Source organism: Andreprevotia chitinilytica DSM 18519, from assembly GCF_000711875.1.
GTDB classification, from domain to species: Bacteria; Pseudomonadota; Gammaproteobacteria; order Burkholderiales; family Chitinibacteraceae; genus Andreprevotia; species Andreprevotia chitinilytica.
This window is the reverse complement of record NZ_JONM01000009.1, coordinates 1-16,985: the sequence shown is the minus strand read 5'-3', so window position 1 is coordinate 16,985 and position 16,985 is coordinate 1. Positions and strand designations below refer to the sequence as shown.

Here is a 16,985-nt window from a genome sequence, read left to right as displayed (position 1 = left end):
CTTACTTGCGGCGGCGCAACCAGACCGCCGCCAGCAGCACGACCAGCCCCAACCCCAGAAATCCCCACAGCATTTCTTTGCGGCTCTGCGCGACGGCAGCATCGAGCTGGGCTTGCGCATCGTCCAGATTGGCGAGCTTGCCATTCAGCGAATCCAGCGTGACCGAATCAAACGGGTGCTGGCCTTCTAGCTTGAGCGATGTGCCATCAAAGGCAAGGTTGTAGACAGTGCCTTTGCTGATATCGACCTTCAGTTCGGCTTGCCGGGGCTTCTGGATGCAGCCTTCCAGCGACACCGACACGTTGCCGGGGCGTGCCGGCACGGCAAAGCGGTAACCGGTATCGAGCGAGTAGGGCGTTTTGTCGCCGATGGCTTCGGCAAAGGTGGAAATCATTTTCTCCTTGTTGAACGCAACGCCGATAAAGCAGCTATCCGGGCCGCCGGGGGCCTGACTCTTGCCCTTGACTGGTGGCTGATCGGGAATGCCATCGACCTTCAACGAGATTTCGAGCCAACCGTGATCTCGCGCAAGAATGTAATCGCGCCGCGCGTCGATCATTTCTTCACTCCTGCCGCAGGCTGTGAGCGGGATAAAGAGCAGTAGTGATAAGAAATGAAATGTACGCATCGTTTTTCTCTGGAGGTATGCAAGCCCCGATTTTGCATGACATTTGACTGGTCGGCGGGCCGGATCGTAACGGCTTGTAGTCCGCGTCGGCGAGTGCCGGTGCATCGCGTTGATCGGTATTGCGCTGATCAACGCTTGAGCTGCTTTAATCCAAAACGAATCCAATCACGAGATACGCCAATGAAAAACAAATACTACGTTGCCGCATTGCTTGCCTTGGCTGTCGGCCAGACTTTTGCCGCCTGTGCGCCTGCTCCTGCCGGCATCCCGGATATCCAGGCCAACAGCTATTACACCGATGCGCACTATTCGGTGATCGATCCGGCACTGAAAGCCAAGAATGAAGCCGCAGTGAAACCGTTTAGCGATTTTCTGCGCAACGTGAGCGACAACGCCGACCGTTACGTCGCCAATGGCGACAAGGCCTCGGCGCAATGCGCGCTGAGCTGGCTGGATCGCTGGGCGCAAGATCGCGCGATGCTCGGCACGATGTCATCCAGCCAAGCCCAATACACCCGCAAATGGACCCTGGCCGGGCTATCGCTGGCCTACCTGAAGCTGAAGCCGGAGGCCGAGCCGGCGCAGCGTGCGCATATCGATGCGTGGTTGCCGCAAGTGGCGGATGCGTCGCTGGCCTTTGCGACTTCGGGTCATCAGGCGCTGAACAATCACTATTACTGGGTCGGCCTGGCGGTCATGGCGACGGGCGTGGCCACCGGCAACAACAAAGAGATCAACGCGGCACGCAACATCTACGATCGGGCGCTATCCGATATTCGCGACGACGGCACCTTGCCGCTTGAACTCAATCGCGCCGGCAAGGCATTGGCGTACCACAACTATGCTTTGGCACCGCTGGTGATGATGGCTGAGCTGGCCAAGGGCGTGAACGAAGACTGGTACGGCAGCCAGCAAGGCCGGCTGGATAAACTGGCCAACCGGGTGTTGTCCGGCATTGCTGACCCGAGCTGGTTCGCCACCCAGACCGGGGTCACGCAGGAGATCCCGCAGGGCAGCATCCTGGGCTGGACCGCGTTCTACCAGTACGCCCGGCCAAGTCTGGCGCCCGCGATGCAACCGCTGTTCAGCCAGGCACCGTTCCGCAATCCGCAATTGGGCGGAAACATGACGGTGCTGGCGGACAAGCATTTCTTTGATCATCTGTGAATGACCATTGGTGAACGGCTTGTCTGATTAGTCGATGAATGGGTTTATCGCCAGACGCTGTTTGGCGATAAACTGCCGCCCTTGGCGCCGCTGGCAAACCTTTGCTGGCGGCGCTTAACCGATTGAATAGATATTCATGCCCAGATTCGCTTTATTCGCGGCCTTGATCGCAGCCTTTTCCCTCGCCGCGTGCCAGCGTGTCGATCCCAATTCCCCACAAGGCAAACGCCAAACCGAGATGAAGCAACTGCTCAAGCTGTCCGAGCAATTGAGCGGCATGTCGCGTGGCCGGCAGCCGTTCGTGGTGGCGGATTTCCAGCGTGTGTCGACGGCGTTGCAACAAGCCGCCCGCACGCCGTGGCAGCACTTCCCTGAATACAATGCCGCCAAGCCGGTGGATGCACGGGCCGCCAAGGCGTTCGGCCAGGCGACGGCAAACTTCGAGGCTGCTACGGATCACTTGGCTGCGGCTGCCAAGACCGGCTCGCTGGATGATGTGCGGCCGGCGGTGTGGAAGGTGGAGGACAGTTGCAGTGCCTGTCATCGGGTGTTTCGGCCGGAGTGATCTGGCGCGTTCTAGCGCTTATAGTCCCCTCGCCCTCGCGTGCAAGGCTTTAGCCTTGTTCAGCTATTAGTGGGAGAGGGTTAGGGAGAGGGTGTTTGCAAGGTCGATGCATTTGGCACGACCCTCACCCCCGGCCCCTCTCCCATAAATGTGAGAGGGGAGAAAATCCGGTCACGTTCTTCGCTGATAGCAAACAAAAACGCCTGACAATCCGTCAGGCGTTTTTGTTTGCTACGGGTACTACAGCAAAACGTCCAATCAGAACGCCGGCACCACTGCGCCGTTGTACTTGGTCTCGATGAACTTCTTGGTTTCCGGGCTGTTCAGCGCGGCAACCAGCTTCTTGATCGCGGCGGAATCCTTGTTGTCCGGGCGGGCGACGAGGATGTTCACGTACGGCGACTGCTTGTCTTCGATCAGCAGTGCATCCTTGGCCGGGTTCAGCTTGGCTTGCAGCGCGTAGTTGGTGTTGATCAGTGCGAGGTCAACCTGGTTCAGCACGCGCGGCAGGGTGGCGGCTTCCAGCTCCTTGATCTTCAGCTTCTTCGGGTTCTGCACGATGTCCTTGCTGGTGGCGAGGATGTTCTTGTCGTCCTTCAGCTTGATCACGCCGGCCTTGTCCAGCAGCAGCAGCGCCCGGCCGCCGTTGGTGGCGTCGTTCGGGATGGCGATGGTTGCGCCTTCCTTCAGGTCAGCCAGCTTCTTGATCTTGGTGGAATACGCGCCGAACGGCTCGACGTGCACGCCCGCCACGCTGACCAGATTGGTGCCCTTGCCCTTGTTGAACTCGTTCAGGTACGGCAGATGCTGGAAGAAGTTGGCATCGAGCTTTTTCTCGGCCACTTGCACGTTCGGCTGCACGTAATCGGTGAACACCTTGATCTCGAGATCCACGCCTTCCTTGGCGAGCGTCGGCTTCACGAATTCGAGGATTTCAGCGTGCGGCACAGCGGTCGCGCCAACGGAGAGCTTGTCGGCAGCGTGGGCCGAAAGGGTGAACGATGCGGCGAGGGTAGCCGCGATCAGCGCCAGGGTTTTCTTCATGGGGTAATGCTCCTTGTGGGATGGTGATTTGCTACTGAGTGCCACCGGGCAACGGTAGGTCGCCCGCTGGCATTCGATGGTTTCAATGACAACAGGGCAGCAGGCCGCGTGGTGGATAGGTCATTGCGTTACTTCCGGGAGAAATGGATTACCAGCCGGTCGCCCAGCATCTGCAGCACCTGCACCACGATCACCAGCAACACCACGGTGACGGCCATCACGTCGCTTTGATAACGCTGATAGCCATAGCGGATCGCCAGATCGCCTAGGCCGCCGCCGCCAATCAGGCCAGACATGGCGGTGTAGGAAATCAGCGTGATCGCTGTGACGGTACAGCTGGCGATCAAGCCCGGTTTGGCTTCGGGCAACAGCGCGCGCAGCACGATCTGGGTGGTGGTTGCGCCCATCGCTTGCGTTGCTTCCACAATGCCCTGATCCACTTCGCGCAATGCGGTTTCCACCAGCCGGGCAAAGAATGGCGTCGCGCCGATCACCAGCGGCGGAATCGCGCCCGCCACACCCAGCGAGGTGCCGACAATCAGCTCGGTGACCGGGATCAACACGATCAGCAGAATCACGAACGGGACGGAGCGAATGATGTTCGCGATGAATGACAGCACGCCATATACCACCGGCTGCGCCAATAGCTGGCGCTTGCTGGTCAGAAACAGCAGCACGCCCAGCGGCAAGCCCAGCAGCACGGTAAAGACGAACGAACCGCCCAGCATTAGCAGTGTATCGAGGCTGGCCTGCCAGATTTCCGGCCAATCGACGTTCGCAAAGAGGCCGTTCGCAAAGAAGGTGTTCATGCCCGTACCTCCTCAACCGCCAAGCCCCGGCCGGCGAGTTGCGCCAATGCCGCTGGCACGTCGCCACCGGTAAACGCCACCGTGAGCTGGCCGTAGGGCGTGTCCTTGATGCGGTCGATGCGGCCGGCGAGGATGCTGAAATCAATGCCGGTAGCGCGTGCCACCGCGCCCAGCAGCGGTTCATAGGTGGAGTCGCCAGTGAAGGTCAGCCGCACGATGCGGCCCGGCACATGGGCGAAATCGTCGCGTTCTTCGCCTTCATCGACATGCTCATCTTCCAGCACAAAACGGCGGGTCGTGGCGTGCTTGGGATGCAGGAACACTTCTGCCACCGGCCCGATCTCGGCCACGCGGCCGGCATCCAGCACCGCCACGCGGTCGGCGATGCGACGCACCACGTCCATCTCGTGCGTGATGATGACGATGGTCAGGCCCAGCTCGCGGTTGATGTCGGCCAGCAGTTGCAGCACCGATTGCGTGGTTTGCGGATCGAGCGCGCTGGTGGCTTCATCGCACAGCAGGATTTTCGGTTCGGTCGCCAGCGCACGGGCAATGCCGACGCGTTGTTTCTGGCCGCCAGAAAGCTGGGCCGGATATTTGTCGGCGTGATCGGTCAGGCCTACGCGGGCGAGCAGGGCGGCCACGCGCTTGCGAATCTGGTGCTTGTTGGCGACGCCGGCCAGCTCCAGCGGAAACGCCACGTTCTGCGCCACAGTCTTGGACGACAGCAGATTGAAGTGCTGAAAGATCATGCCGATGCGCTGGCGCTGCAGGCGTACGCCTTCGGCATCGAGTGCGGTGATGTCCACGTTATCGATCAGCACCTGGCCGGACGTGGGGCGCTCCAGCAGATTGATCAGCCGCACCAGCGTGGATTTGCCCGCGCCGGAATGGCCGATGATGCCGAAGATTTCCCCGGCCTGAATCTCGAAGTCGATGCCTTGCAGAGCGGGGATATCACTCCCGCCGACGCGATAGGCTTTGTGGATGTGCTTGAACGTGATCACGAAGCAGCCTTTTGGGTGCCGAAATATTGTTATTGAGTATGGCGGGTGGCCACCGAGCCGCAATGTTAGCGGCGGTGGATATAAGAACAAAATCTTTATGGCGATATGGAAATAAGGCGACGGAATTACGCCGTTGTTTCGCCAACTGGCGGAAATGGGGCCAACAAGCGTAATCCCGATTGCGGATTTCCCTGATGGGGCAGGTTGATGTTTGCTTGGGTTTGATCCCTTCAGTGTCGGCAAGCCGTTCTGCAACCTGGCGATACAAATCGATCGGTTAATTTCTTTTTGATCTTTTGTTGTTTGGTTAAATTCTTTAATGGAATAAATGGCCCGATGTAGGCTAGCTGCTCTTGCCATCCAGCTCAGCCTTCTCATGCCCGCCGCCGTCCTCCCCCCGCCCTTGCTCGCCCTGCGCCAGATTCGCAAACGCTTCGGCGCGACCATTGCGCTGGATGGCGTCGATCTGACCTTGCGTGCGGGCGAAGTGGTGGCGTTGATGGGGGCCAATGGCGCAGGCAAGTCCACGCTGGTCAAGATCATTGCCGGCGCCAGCCAAGCCGACGACGGCGAGTTACGGCTGGCCGGTGACCCGATCCGTTTCGATTCGCCCCGCGCCGCGCTGAATGCCGGCATTGCCACTGTCCACCAGCAAACCAGCCAGTTGGGCGTGCCCGGCCTGAGCGTGGCGGAAAACCTGTTGCTGGGCCGGCTGTGCAGCGCCCACGCCGCCGCCTGGTTAGCACCCGCCACGATTCGCCAGCAAGCCGCCACGATCGCCGCCGCCATTGCGCCCGATTTGCCGCTGGATGCCGATTTTGCCGATCTCACCCCGGCACAGCGCCAATTGCTGGCGCTGGCCAGGGCATTGCATGAATCCGCCCGCCTGATCATTTTCGATGAGCCGACCGCCAGCTTGTCGCCCCGCGAATCGGCGCGGTTGTTCGCAGTGATCGACCACCTCAAACAAGCCGGCATCGCCATTCTGTATGTGTCGCACCGGCTGGCTGACCTGCGCCGCATTGCCGACCGCGCCGTGGTGTTGCGCAATGGCCGGGTCGCTGGCGAGTTCGCTGCGCCGCTGGATCTGGATGCGGCAGTGCGTGCCATGGTCGGCGGGGCGTTGCCCGTGCGCCATGCCGCTGCCCGGCCACCAACCCAGCAACCCCGGCTGGAACTGCAGCAGGTGCAATTGCTGCCGGATAGCACGCCATTCAATTTGTGCCTGCATGCAGGTGAGGTGGTCGCCATCACCGGAAACCTTGGTGCGGGCAAGAGCCGCTTGCTGCAAGTGCTGTTCGGTTTGCGGCCGTTGCCGGCGGGGCGATTGCTGCTCGATGGCGTTCACTGGCAGCCGCGTAGCGTCGCAGAAGCGATCGACGCCGGTATTTTCATGGCGGGCGAAGATCGCTGGCGCAGCAGTTTTCTGCCCGTCGATAGCCTTGGCGCACGGCTGAGTGACCTGATAGCCCTGCCGCATCTACGGCGACTGTTCCCTGATGGCTGGGTCAAACAGCAACAGCTGGATGACACCGCCCGCAGCTGGATTCAACGCCTTGGCATCCGCTGCCAGGGGCCGCACGACACCCCTGATCAATTGTCCGGCGGCAATCAGCAAAAGATCGTGCTGGCGCGCTGGCAATCGGCCCCCGCCAAGGTGCTGTTGCTGGATGAGCCGTTCCAGGGCGTGGATGTTGGCGCCCGGCACGACCTGATCGCCTCGATCCGTAGCAATCCCGATACCGCCGTGCTCATCGCCACCAGCGATCTGGAAGAAGCGCTCGAAGTGGCCGACCGCGTGCTGATCATGGGCCAGCACACCCTGTATGACCCCGGTCAGGGCAGGGATGCGGATTCGCTGCTGGGCCAGCTGGAAAGCCTCGAACAGTTTGCCGGCGCGCTGCCGGATCACCCGCCCTTGTCGACGACATTGCCTATGGAAGTGACCGCATGACCAGCCGCCTCTTTACTGCTGCCTTGCCGCAGCCAACCCGCGCCCCGGCTCCGTTGAACCTGGAGACAGTACGCCGCTACGCGCTGTTCATTGTCCTGGCCGGACTGATCATCGGCTTCAGCTGGCTGCAGCCGGCGTTCAGCCAGCCGGCCAATCTGCTGAGCATTCTGCAATCGACCGCCGTCGATGCACTGCTCGGGCTGGCGGTGACGATTGCGCTGATTGCCGGTGGTTTTGATTTGTCGATTGGCGCGACCGCCGCCACCGCGCTGATCGCCAGCAGCTACGCCATGGTGGTCTGGCAATGGGGCACCGCGCCGACGCTGCTGTTCGGCCTTGGCACCGGGGTCGCCATCGGTTTGTTCAATGCCTTGCTGGTGGTGCGGCTGCGCATTCCGGATTTGCTCGCCACGCTGGGCACGATGTTCTTACTGGGGGGCTTGCAGCTGATCCCGACCGGCGGGCAATCGATCAGCAGCGGCATGTTGCTGTCCAACGGCAGCACCGCCACCGGCAGTTTCAGCGCCGCTTTTCTGGCATTGGGCCGGGCGCGACTGGCTGGCGTGCCACTGCCGGTCATTCTCGTTGGTGTGCTGGCGATTGTTGCGTGGGTGTTGATGGAACGTACCCGCTGGGGTCGCGTGTTTTATGCCACTGGCGGCAACGAAGAAGCCGCCCGGCTGTCCGGTGCGCCGACTGCGCGTTACCGCGTGACGGCCTATGTGCTGTCCGGCGTGTTCGCTGCGCTCGGGGGCGTGATCATCGCTGCCCGCGTCGGGCGCGGTGATGTGTCGGGTGGCAGCTCGCTGCTGCTCGATAGCGTCGGCGCCACGCTGATCGGCTTTGCCGTCCTCAACGCGCGCCGCCCCAACGTGCTGGGCACGATCGTCGGCGCAGTGTTTGTCGGCGTGTTGCTCAACGGCCTGACCATGCTGAACGTGCCGTTTTATACCCAGGATTTCGTCAAAGGCTTCGTGCTGGTGGCCGCGCTCGCGCTGACTTTCGGCCTTGGCCGGGCGCGGCGCTAGAAACGTATCAAATCCATTCAGTCATTTCCCCAATCCAATCACGTCCCAATTACATCCCGATCAGGAGCAAAGCATGAGCAAGCACTTCAATTTCAAGCAACGTCTCAGCCTCGCCTTGCTGGCAAGCAGCGTATTTGCCGGGCCGGCTTTGGCTGATGGCATCAAAGGCGCTCCGGCACCGTTCGACAAGGGCGGCGTCAAGGTCGCGCTGGTGGGATACATCTCCGGTGGAGATTTCTTCCGTGCTTTCGGCAACGGTGCGCAGCGGCAGGCGCAGGCGTTGAACATTGATCTGCGCGTGTTCCCCGGCAAGGAAGACGCCGCCCTGCAGCGTGACCAGATTCAGCAGGCCATCAATCTGGGCGTCAAAGCCATCATCGTCGATCACGGCCAGCCGGAGGCGCTCAAGGACGTGGTGCAGCAGGCGCTCGATGCCGGCATCAAGGTGGTGGCGTTCGATGTCGATCTGAACAATCCGAAAGTGATCCAGGTCGAGCAAAGCGACAAGGATCTGGCGGAATCCGTGTTGAATCAGGCGATCAAGGACAACGGCAAGGCGTTCAAGGCGGGCTATGTCTATGTGCCGGGCTTCGCGCCGCTGGATCGCCGTGATGCGGTGTGGAGCAGCATCAAGAAAGCCAACAAGGGCATCGTGGAAAAAGCTCGCTGGGGCACGGTGGCCGCGCCGGTGCCGACTTCAGTCGCCGCGCAGGCCAATGCTGCCTTGCGTGCCAATCCCGATATCACCGTGGTGTTCGCACCTTGGGATGAGTTTGCCCGGGGCACCAAGCTGGCGGTCTCTGAACTGGGCGTCGGCAAAAAGCTGAAGATTTACAGCGCTGACGTCTCCACTGCCGATATCGCGGAAATCCGTGAAGCCGGTAGCCCGTGGGTGGCAACAGCGGCGACCAACCCAGCTGTTGTGGGCGCCACCACGATCCGCGCCGCCGCACTCGCTGTCGCCGGGCAAAGCCTGCCGCTGCGCATCGCCATCAAGCCGGTGCTGATCACGCGGGAAGAACTCAACCAGTACGATATCAAGACGGTGGAAGAACTCTCCGCTAAGCTGCCGAGTTTCGGCCGTAGCGAAGCCGCTTTGGCGGCGTGGATTCCCACCGCGAAATAAGTTGGAGAACAACATGGCGGAGAACAACGTAGGCCTGCCCACGCCGGCAGGGTATTTCCCGCTCGACGACGCACGCCTGCGCGTCTGGTTGAGCGGCCTGCCGTCGCTGGCCGCACACGTGGGTGGTGATGCCGCCCATTGGCGGATCGACGAAGTCGGCGACGGCAATCTGAATCTGGTCTTCCTCGTGCGCGGCACGGTGGGCGGCGTCTGCGTAAAGCAGTCGCTGCCTTATGTGCGGGCAGTCGGCGAGAGTTGGCCGATGCCGCTGGAGCGGGCTTTTTTCGAGCACCAGCACAACCAGATCGCCGGCCCGTATCTGGCCGGGCTGATCCCGCAGACGTTCCATTACGACAGCACGCTCTACGCCAGCGTCATGGAGCTGCTGAGCCCGCATCTCATCCTGCGCCAAGGTTTGATTGCCGGCCGGCGCTATCCGCACGCAGCGACCGCTGTGGCGGAATTCGTCGCCCGCAGTGCCGTGCTGACCTCGCCGCTGGCGCAGCCGTTCGAACAGGTCTTCGATCAAACGGCGATTTTCTCGCGCAATCACGCGCTGACCCGCGTGACCGCCGAGCTGATCTTTGCCGATCCGTTCGAGCACCTGCCGCGTAACCGCTGGACGTCGCCCGAGCTGGATCAGGACGCTGCAGATATCCGCAACGATGCCAACCTGCGCGCCGCCGTGGCGCGGTTGGGGCACCGCTTCCTCACGCAAAAGGAAGCCTTGCTGCACGGTGATCTGCATACCGGCTCGGTGATGGTGACGGAGGCGGATACCCGCGTCATCGACCCGGAATTCGCTGTTTATGGCCCGGTGGGATTTGACGTTGGCGTGTTCATCGCCAACCTGCTGATGGCCTTTTTTGCCCAGCCCGGCCATGCCAGCGCCGCTGATTCGCGCCAGACGCATGCGGCGTGGATTCTGGCGCAAGCGGGCGCGTTCTGGCGGCACTTCGCCCAGCGTTACGATGCGCTGTGGCAGGAAAACGGCGGTGGCGATGCCTGGCCGGCGCGTCTGTTTACGACGCCGGCGCAGCGCGATGCCTTCGCCCGCGCTCGCCGCGAACGGCTGCGCGAGATTTACTCCGATGCGCTGGGTTTTGCCGGCGCCGAGATCATCCGCCGCATTCTTGGCTTTGCCCACAATCAGGACTTTGAAGCGATTGCTGATCCGCTGCGCCGTGCCGATGCCGAGCGTCGTTCGCTGACTTTAGCGCGGGCATTGCTGCTGACGCCAAGCCCGTTCGCTGATATGGATGCCGTGCTGCAGCACGCCCAGCGTCTGGCCGTGCCTATTGCTGACGAGGCCACAGCATGAACGCGCCAAAGAATCATCTCACTGTCATCCACGAGCAGGTCATCGCAGCAGGCCGCTTTGGCGCCAGCCGGGGCTGGGTGCCCGCCACCAGTGGCAACTTCTCGGCGCGGCTGGATGAACGCCACATCGTCGTCACTCGCTCCGGGCGCGACAAAGGCGCGCTGACGCCGGCCGATCTGGCGACGATCTCGCTGGATGAACCGCTACCGCCCGGTTTGTCTGCTGAAGCGCCACTGCACGTGGCGCGTTACCGCGCTGATCCGGCGATTGGCGCGATCTACCATGTTCATTCGACCACCGCTGCGTTGGCGTCACGCCTGCATGCCGCGTCGGCCACGTTGTTGCTGCAAGGCTGGGAGCTGCAAAAGGCGTTTGCCGGCGTCACCAGCCACACGGTGGCGCTGACGGTGCCGGTGTTTGCCAACAGCCAGGATACGGTGGCCCTGGCTGATGACGTCGAAGCCCGGCTTGGCGAGCTACCAGCGCAATCCCTCGCGCCCGGCTACCTGCTGGCCGGGCACGGCCTCTACGCGTGGGGGCGGGATGGCAACGAAGCACTGCGGCATCTGGAAGCATTCGACGTACTGCTGCAGTTACAACTGGATTGGGAAAGGAGTCAACGATGAGTCGCCTCACGATTTACCCGGATGATGCGCCACACGCGCCACTGGTTAGCGCAACCGACCCACGCGAGATCAGCGCCGAGCTGGCTGCCGTCGGCGTCGGCTTTGAACGCTGGCAGGCCGGAGCCGCGTTGGCCGCAGACGCCAGCCAGAACGACATCCTCGTCGCCTACGCGCATGACATCGATCGGCTGCGGCAGCAGGGCGGTTACGTTACCGCCGATGTGGTCAGCCTCAAGCCGGATCATCCTGACCGGGCCACACTGCGGCTGAAGTTCCTGGATGAACACACGCACAGCGAAGACGAGGTGCGCTTCTTCGTCGAAGGCAGCGGTGCGTTTTATCTGCACCTGCAGCAGCGCGTGTACCAGATCACCTGCGAGCGTGGCGACTTGCTGCGTGTGCCCGCCAACACCTGCCACTGGTTCGATATGGGGCCCGCGCCGCACTTTACCGCCATCCGGCTGTTTATCGACCCGGCCGGTTGGGTCGGTCATTTCACCGGCGACAAGATCGCCAACGAGTTCCCGCGCCATGGCGAATGAGTTGCAAGCGATTCCCACCGGTGTGCGCGTGGTCATCACCGATATCGAAGGCACCACCACGTCGATCAGCTTCGTGCGCGACACCCTGTTCCCCTATGCGCGGCCACGACTGGGCAGTTGGCTGCGCGCCCATGCGGAGGAAGAAGCCGCGCAGGCTGTGCAGGCACAAGTGCAGCACGAGACCGGGCAGGCGCTCACGCAGGAGCAGGTAATCCGGCAGCTGGAAGACTGGAGCGACGCCGACCGTAAAGTCACGCCGCTGAAAACCTTGCAGGGCCTGATTTGGGCAGCGGGCTACGCCGACGGAAGCCTGATCGCGCCGCTCTACCCGGATGTTGCCCCGGCACTGAGCCACTGGCGGACGGCGGGGCTGACGCTGGGCGTGTATTCGTCGGGCTCGGTCGCGGCCCAGCAACTGCTGTTCGGGCATACCGGGGCAGGGGATCTCACCGGCTGGTTCAGCCATTGGTTCGATACCACCGTCGGGGGCAAGCTGGAGAGCGAATCGTACCGGCACATTGCCGCCAGCCTTGGCGTACCGGCATCCGCCATCCTGTTTTTGTCGGACCATTCCGGTGAAGTGGCCGCCGCGCAGCAGGCCGGCTGGCATGCGTGGCGGATTGCGCGAGCGGATTCACCACCACCGGCAGCGCCTGTGGCAGGACAGGTGACGTTGGGTGGTTTTGCGGGGATCGATGTGGTGTTAACACCGTAGCCCGGACGGCTATGCCGGCCGGGGTTGGTTCAAGTATCCGCAGCGGGCCTTGTTTACGTCGCTGCCCCGGCCGGCAAAGCCGTCCGGGCTACATGGGCGCCCTCACCCCGCAATGACCGCAAGCCACTCTCCGTCGCCGGAACCACCCCCCGCTCCGTCACCAATGCCGTCACCCACTGCGCCGGGGTGACGTCAAAGGCGGGGTTGTGCGCGACCGTCCCATCCGGCACCAGTTGCACCCGCACCAGTTCGCCCGTCTCGGTGCGCCCACTGATATGGGTGACTTCGGCGGGATCGCGGTTTTCGATTTCGATCTCGCGCATGCCATCCCACGCTTGCCAGTCAATGGTGCTGACCGGTAGCGCGACGTAGAACGGAATGTCGTGCGCGTGCGCCGCCAGTGCTTTCAGATACGTACCGACCTTGTTGCAGACATCGCCGCGTGCGGTGACCCGATCCGCGCCGACGATGCATGCGTCCACTTGTCCCTGTTGCATCAGTAGGCCACCGGCGTTGTCGGTGATCAAGGTCGCCGGCACGCCATGTGCGGCCAGTTCCCAGGTGGTCAGGCTCGCGCCCTGATTGCGTGGGCGGGTTTCGTCGATCCAGACGTGGATCGGTACACCGCCATCGTGCGCCTGATAGATGGCCGCCAGTGCCGTGCCCCAATCCACGCAGCCCAGCCAGCCGGCGTTGCAATGGGTCAGCACGTTCAGGCGGGCGGGGCGGCCCAGGGCAGCCCAGCGTTCGCGCAGCAGCGTGGCGCCATGCCGGCCGATGGCGGCGTTGGTATCGACATCGCTTTGCGCCAGTGCATCGGCCAGCTCGAAAGCAGCGTGCTGTCGTGCCGGCGCCGGTATGGCGCGTAGCTGCTGTGCGGTTTGTTCAACGGCCCAGCGCAGGTTGATGGCGGTAGGGCGGGTGGCAATCAGTGCTTTGGCTGCGGCAGCCAGCGCGTCGTCGCCCGCATCGTCACGCAAGGCCAGCGCAATGCCATAGGCCCCGGTTACGCCGATCAGTGGCGCACCGCGCACCACCATCTGGCGGATCGCTGCCGTTGCATCGGCCAGCGTATGCAACGCCCGCGAGGCAAAGCGATGCGGCAACACGGTTTGGTCAATGACGTGGACCACGGCGCCATCGCGCCAGATGGATCGATAGGGTTGGGCATGCACCAGCATTAGATGGATTCTGTTCTATGGGGGTGAAGCAATATATCACTTTGTTTGTTTTGGCGCGGATTGGCAAAGCTGGTTGCAGGCAGCAAACGCGTCCGCATACAGAAACTCGCAGATACCAGCTGGATGGCGCGGTTGCCAGTTTTCATTGCAACGGCAACGGTGAGGACTTGGGCCGCTTGGCCCGATTTTGTTACACGGTATTAATGAATTTCTGTTTGATTTGTAAGAATTTTTTGCGGCAATGAACAGAAGGGCGTTGCAATTTGTCGTCAATCAACTGGCAATGGTCGAAATTTTTTGTACTGTATTTTTTCAAAAAATCCCAATGGATACATAAGACTACATGCCGCTACATTGCCGATGGGGTGCCATGATCTGGTGCATCCTCCTGCCTTTTCCCGATGTTTTCTGGCTTTCGCGACGCTTTACGATGGTGCGCTAACGCATTTGCCGGAGTGGCGGCATCGTTTTGTATTTCAGTTCCATCTATCGATTATCTTTTCCGATGAACGGTAGGGGTTCGGCATATTGACACCCGGATTGGCGCTGCCCAGTAATGAATTCCACCGCGAGCTCGAATGTGTTCGTGGCTGCGCTGGTCACCGGAAAAAACAAGAATTCTTTCCCGAATTTGACAGGGTGGATTGCCGGCAAAGACCAGTGGGGCGGCGTGAATCACGCCAATGACCAAGAGGATGGAGAACCCTTTATGTCGTACTTGTCTCGTTTTGCGCTCGCAGCAGTTCCGGCGGCGTTGATGGCAGCCCATGCCTATGCCGCTTACCCGGCATGGCAGGCCGATACCTATTACACCGCTGGCACCATCGTTTATTACAGCGGCCATGACTACAAAGCGCTGGTCAACCAGACCGACTACACCAGCACCGGCTGGAATCCGACCAACACCAGTTTGTGGACCGATCTGGGGGTCGACACCAGCACCACGGCAACGCCGACACCAACGCCGACTCCCACGGCCACCCCGACCCCTACGCCAACACCCACTCCAACCGCCACGCCGACTGCCACACCAACCCCGACGCCAACGCCGACCTCGTCCTGCTACGCGACTTGGGATTCGACCAAGACCTATAACAGCGGCGACAAGGTGACTTACCTCGGTGTGAATTACGTGGCCAACTGGTGGACGCAATCCAACCCGGCGACCAACAACGGCGCATCGGGCAGCGGTAAGGATTGGACGTCGCTCGGCACTTGTAGTGGCACGACGGTGACTGCGACACCAACGCCGACCCCGACCCCGACCCCGACCCCGACCGCCACACCAACGCCGACCGCAACGCCCACTCCGACACCGAGTGCGACCGCGACACCCACACCAACGCCGGTGACCGCAACGCCGACTCCGACACCAACCACCGCAACGCCGACACCAACGGCTACACCGACCCCGACGGCCACTCCGACACCCACGCCGTCCAGCAGCAAGCAAGTCGGCTCGTACTTCGCGCAGTGGGGCATCTATAGCCGCGGCTATCTGGTCAAGAACATCGACACGCAAGCCCAGGCCGGCAGCCTGACCTACGTGAACTACGCGTTCAACAACATCTACAAGCAATCCGATGGCACCTACAAGTGCCAGGGCCAAGTGACCGCAACTGAAACCGGCGCGACCGATACCGGTTCCGGTGGTGTGTGGCAGACGTCTGATGGCTTGGGTGGTGATGCGTGGGCGGATATCCAGAAAGGCTTCGACGCGGCCTCCTCGGTGGATGGCGTGGCCGATGTCTGGAATGCGCCGGTCAAGGGCAACTTCGGCCAGCTGATCAAGCTGAAGAAGAAGTACCCGAACCTGAAGGTCATCATGACGCTGGGCGGCTGGACGTGGTCCAAGTGGTTCTCGGCCGCTGCGGCGACCGATGCCTCGCGCAAGGCGCTGGTCGCGTCCTGCGTGGATATGTACCTGAACGGCAACTACCCGGTTGACTCCAGTTCTTCCACTGGCGGCACCGGCGTGCTGAAGGGCCTGTTCGACGGCATCGGCATCGACTGGGAATATCCGGGCGTGCAAGGCGTCGGTTACAACACGGTGGATACCGTCAACGACAAGCACAACTACACGCTGTTGTTGCAGGAATTCCGCAAGGAGATGGATGCCGCTGCGACGGCGAATGGCGTCAGCCATTACATCCTCGCCTCTGCCGTGGGCTCGGGCAGCGACAAGATCGCCCAGACCGAACCGGCCCTGTACTCGCAGTATCTGGATTGGATCGACCTGATGAGCTACGACTTCCACGGCGGCTGGGAAACCGGCACCACGGTGGGTGCGGGCAAGGTCACGGACTTCCAGTCCAACCTGTACAAGGACCCGGCCAGCCCGAACGTTGCGGCAGGTGGCGTGCTGGCGACGTATGACATCGACGATGCCATCACCGAGTTGCTTGCTGCCGGCTTCCCTGCGGCCAAGATCAACCTGGGCGTACCGTTCTACGGTCGTGGTTGGACGAATGTGGCCGCAGGCAGCACCAACGGCTTGTATCAACCGGCCACGGCTGCGGCGACGGGCACCACGACGACCCAGGCGGGCATCGAGGAGTACTACGTCCTCGCCGCCAAGGGCGCGCCGGCCTTCTTCAGCAGCGTGACGCAGCAAAGCTGGACCTACGACGGCAGCAACTGGTGGAGCTTCGACACCCCGGCCGTGATCCAGATCAAGGTGAACTACCTGAAGGCCAAGGGCCTGAACGGGATCTTCAGCTGGTCACTGGATGGCGACGACACCAGCGGCACGCTGACCAAGGCCATGGGCAAGGTCAACCAGTAAACCGCTTGGCGAAATAATAGAAATCACCGATGTAGCACTAAGGGGTTGGGCCCTCCTGGCAACAGGAGGGCTTTTTTTTCGTGCCCGGCAGGCGTTGGTTCACGTCTCAATGAGCGATCCGTAGGTTGGGTTGAATGAAATGAAGCCCAACATTGGCGCGATCTTCAGCACCCGATGTTGGGCTTCGCGCGTGTTCAGCCGGGAGACATAGGTAACACTTGTCGGTAGACATGGGTAACACTCAACCTAGTCTAACTGCACCCGCAGATCGATGGTGCGAATGGCCTTATGACAGAAGAACACCGTCAGCACATCGGCTTTTGCCGAAGGTCGCAGTGCCACGTACTCCCCCGCCAAACCCTCGCCAATGAACACTGCCCGGCCGCGATACTGGATTTGCCCGTTGACGCGAACCTTCAACACCCGATCGCCCGGCTCATACTCCACCGCCGGCAGTTGCTCCGGATACGGCCGGCCACTGCAGCGG

Annotated in this window: 15 protein-coding genes and 2 pseudogenes; 10 read left to right on the top strand and 7 right to left on the bottom strand. The window is 61.8% G+C overall.

Annotated elements, in window-relative coordinates; translation table 11 throughout:
* Position 1: 1 nt before the first annotated feature.
* Complete coding sequence (locus tag BR41_RS12810) at positions 2-559, bottom strand: hypothetical protein (protein ID WP_035057258.1); 558 nt, start codon at positions 557-559, stop codon at positions 2-4.
* A 249-nt stretch (positions 560-808) separates the two neighbouring features.
* On the opposite strand from BR41_RS12810, the gene BR41_RS12805 reads away from it, so the two are divergent.
* Entirely contained in the window at positions 809-1,795 is a 987-nt protein-coding gene (locus BR41_RS12805; RefSeq protein ID WP_035057255.1) for an alginate lyase family protein, read from the top strand.
* 136 nt (positions 1,796-1,931) lie between these two features.
* Complete coding sequence (locus BR41_RS12800; RefSeq protein WP_035057252.1) at positions 1,932-2,360, top strand: c-type cytochrome; 429 nt, start codon at positions 1,932-1,934, stop codon at positions 2,358-2,360.
* Between the two features lie 258 nt (positions 2,361-2,618).
* On the opposite strand, the gene BR41_RS12795 is transcribed toward BR41_RS12800, so the two are convergent.
* The 4 genes and pseudogenes from BR41_RS12795 to BR41_RS12785 all read right to left on the bottom strand — a co-directional run.
* Positions 2,619-3,404 (bottom strand): MetQ/NlpA family ABC transporter substrate-binding protein, encoded by a 786-nt coding sequence (locus tag BR41_RS12795; RefSeq protein ID WP_035057249.1) that lies wholly within the window; start codon positions 3,402-3,404, stop codon positions 2,619-2,621.
* 128 nt (positions 3,405-3,532) lie between these two features.
* Entirely contained in the window at positions 3,533-4,213 is a 681-nt protein-coding gene (locus BR41_RS12790) for a methionine ABC transporter permease (RefSeq protein WP_035057246.1), read from the bottom strand.
* Entirely contained in the window at positions 4,210-4,428 is a 219-nt protein-coding gene (locus BR41_RS25660; RefSeq protein ID WP_444541689.1) for an NIL domain-containing protein, read from the bottom strand. The genes BR41_RS12790 and BR41_RS25660 overlap by 4 nt, the downstream gene beginning before the upstream one ends.
* A gap of 57 nt (positions 4,429-4,485) precedes the next feature.
* Positions 4,486-5,220, bottom strand: a pseudogene (locus BR41_RS12785) (methionine ABC transporter ATP-binding protein); the annotation flags it as partial.
* A 376-nt stretch (positions 5,221-5,596) separates the two neighbouring features.
* On the opposite strand from BR41_RS12785, the gene BR41_RS12780 reads away from it, so the two are divergent.
* The 7 genes from BR41_RS12780 to mtnC all read left to right on the top strand — a co-directional run bounded on the left by BR41_RS12780 (position 5,597) and on the right by mtnC (position 12,532).
* Complete coding sequence (locus BR41_RS12780) at positions 5,597-7,174, top strand: sugar ABC transporter ATP-binding protein (RefSeq protein ID WP_051710878.1); 1,578 nt, start codon at positions 5,597-5,599, stop codon at positions 7,172-7,174.
* Positions 7,171-8,202 (top strand): ABC transporter permease, encoded by a 1,032-nt coding sequence (locus BR41_RS12775; RefSeq protein WP_035057241.1) that lies wholly within the window; start codon positions 7,171-7,173, stop codon positions 8,200-8,202. Before BR41_RS12780 ends, BR41_RS12775 begins: the two co-directional genes overlap by 4 nt.
* Positions 8,203-8,275: 73 nt before the next feature.
* Positions 8,276-9,328 carry a substrate-binding domain-containing protein gene (locus BR41_RS12770; RefSeq protein ID WP_051710875.1) on the top strand — a complete coding sequence of 351 codons (1,053 nt, stop codon included), beginning with the start codon at positions 8,276-8,278 and terminating at the stop codon, positions 9,326-9,328.
* A 13-nt stretch (positions 9,329-9,341) separates the two neighbouring features.
* Positions 9,342-10,649, top strand: coding sequence for an S-methyl-5-thioribose kinase (mtnK, locus tag BR41_RS12765; RefSeq protein WP_035057238.1), 1,308 nt, complete (start codon positions 9,342-9,344; stop codon positions 10,647-10,649).
* A complete protein-coding gene (gene mtnB, locus BR41_RS12760; RefSeq protein WP_035057235.1) occupies positions 10,646-11,275 on the top strand; it encodes a methylthioribulose 1-phosphate dehydratase in 630 nt (209 codons plus the stop codon). Before mtnK ends, mtnB begins: the two co-directional genes overlap by 4 nt.
* Positions 11,272-11,817: a 1,2-dihydroxy-3-keto-5-methylthiopentene dioxygenase gene (locus BR41_RS12755; RefSeq protein WP_035057232.1), complete on the top strand. Its 546-nt coding sequence runs from the start codon at positions 11,272-11,274 to the stop codon at positions 11,815-11,817. The genes mtnB and BR41_RS12755 overlap by 4 nt, the downstream gene beginning before the upstream one ends.
* Positions 11,807-12,532, top strand: coding sequence for an acireductone synthase (gene mtnC / locus BR41_RS12750; protein ID WP_051710873.1), 726 nt, complete (start codon positions 11,807-11,809; stop codon positions 12,530-12,532). Before BR41_RS12755 ends, mtnC begins: the two co-directional genes overlap by 11 nt.
* Positions 12,533-12,585: 53 nt before the next feature.
* Here mtnC and mtnA read toward each other — a convergent pair whose 3' ends face one another.
* Positions 12,586-13,713 (bottom strand): S-methyl-5-thioribose-1-phosphate isomerase, encoded by a 1,128-nt coding sequence (gene mtnA / locus BR41_RS12745; RefSeq protein WP_051710872.1) that lies wholly within the window; start codon positions 13,711-13,713, stop codon positions 12,586-12,588.
* A 709-nt stretch (positions 13,714-14,422) separates the two neighbouring features.
* On the opposite strand from mtnA, the gene BR41_RS12740 reads away from it, so the two are divergent.
* Positions 14,423-16,498: a glycosyl hydrolase family 18 protein gene (locus tag BR41_RS12740; RefSeq protein ID WP_035057623.1), complete on the top strand. Its 2,076-nt coding sequence runs from the start codon at positions 14,423-14,425 to the stop codon at positions 16,496-16,498.
* A gap of 246 nt (positions 16,499-16,744) precedes the next feature.
* On the opposite strand, the pseudogene BR41_RS24645 reads toward BR41_RS12740, so the two are convergent.
* A pseudogene (locus BR41_RS24645) lies at positions 16,745-16,985 on the bottom strand (IS481 family transposase); the annotation flags it as partial.

What these genes read in the sequence shown, in the direction of transcription:
- mtnC (WP_051710873.1), top strand. Translation starts at nt 11,807, where the DNA reads ATGGCGAATGAGTTGCAAGCGATTCCCACCGGTGTGCGCGTGGTCATC.
- BR41_RS12775 (WP_035057241.1), top strand. Translation starts at nt 7,171, where the DNA reads ATGACCAGCCGCCTCTTTACTGCTGCCTTGCCGCAGCCAACCCGCGCC.
- BR41_RS12800 (WP_035057252.1), top strand. Translation starts at nt 1,932, where the DNA reads ATGCCCAGATTCGCTTTATTCGCGGCCTTGATCGCAGCCTTTTCCCTC.
- BR41_RS12795 (WP_035057249.1), bottom strand. Translation starts at nt 3,404, where the DNA reads ATGAAGAAAACCCTGGCGCTGATCGCGGCTACCCTCGCCGCATCGTTC.
- BR41_RS12805 (WP_035057255.1), top strand. Translation starts at nt 809, where the DNA reads ATGAAAAACAAATACTACGTTGCCGCATTGCTTGCCTTGGCTGTCGGC.
- BR41_RS12770 (WP_051710875.1), top strand. Translation starts at nt 8,276, where the DNA reads ATGAGCAAGCACTTCAATTTCAAGCAACGTCTCAGCCTCGCCTTGCTG.
- BR41_RS12740 (WP_035057623.1), top strand. Translation starts at nt 14,423, where the DNA reads ATGTCGTACTTGTCTCGTTTTGCGCTCGCAGCAGTTCCGGCGGCGTTG.
- BR41_RS12755 (WP_035057232.1), top strand. Translation starts at nt 11,272, where the DNA reads ATGAGTCGCCTCACGATTTACCCGGATGATGCGCCACACGCGCCACTG.
- BR41_RS12780 (WP_051710878.1), top strand. Translation starts at nt 5,597, where the DNA reads ATGCCCGCCGCCGTCCTCCCCCCGCCCTTGCTCGCCCTGCGCCAGATT.
- mtnB (WP_035057235.1), top strand. Translation starts at nt 10,646, where the DNA reads ATGAACGCGCCAAAGAATCATCTCACTGTCATCCACGAGCAGGTCATC.
- mtnK (WP_035057238.1), top strand. Translation starts at nt 9,342, where the DNA reads ATGGCGGAGAACAACGTAGGCCTGCCCACGCCGGCAGGGTATTTCCCG.
- mtnA (WP_051710872.1), bottom strand. Translation starts at nt 13,713, where the DNA reads ATGCTGGTGCATGCCCAACCCTATCGATCCATCTGGCGCGATGGCGCC.
- BR41_RS12790 (WP_035057246.1), bottom strand. Translation starts at nt 4,213, where the DNA reads ATGAACACCTTCTTTGCGAACGGCCTCTTTGCGAACGTCGATTGGCCG.
- BR41_RS12810 (WP_035057258.1), bottom strand. Translation starts at nt 559, where the DNA reads ATGATCGACGCGCGGCGCGATTACATTCTTGCGCGAGATCACGGTTGG.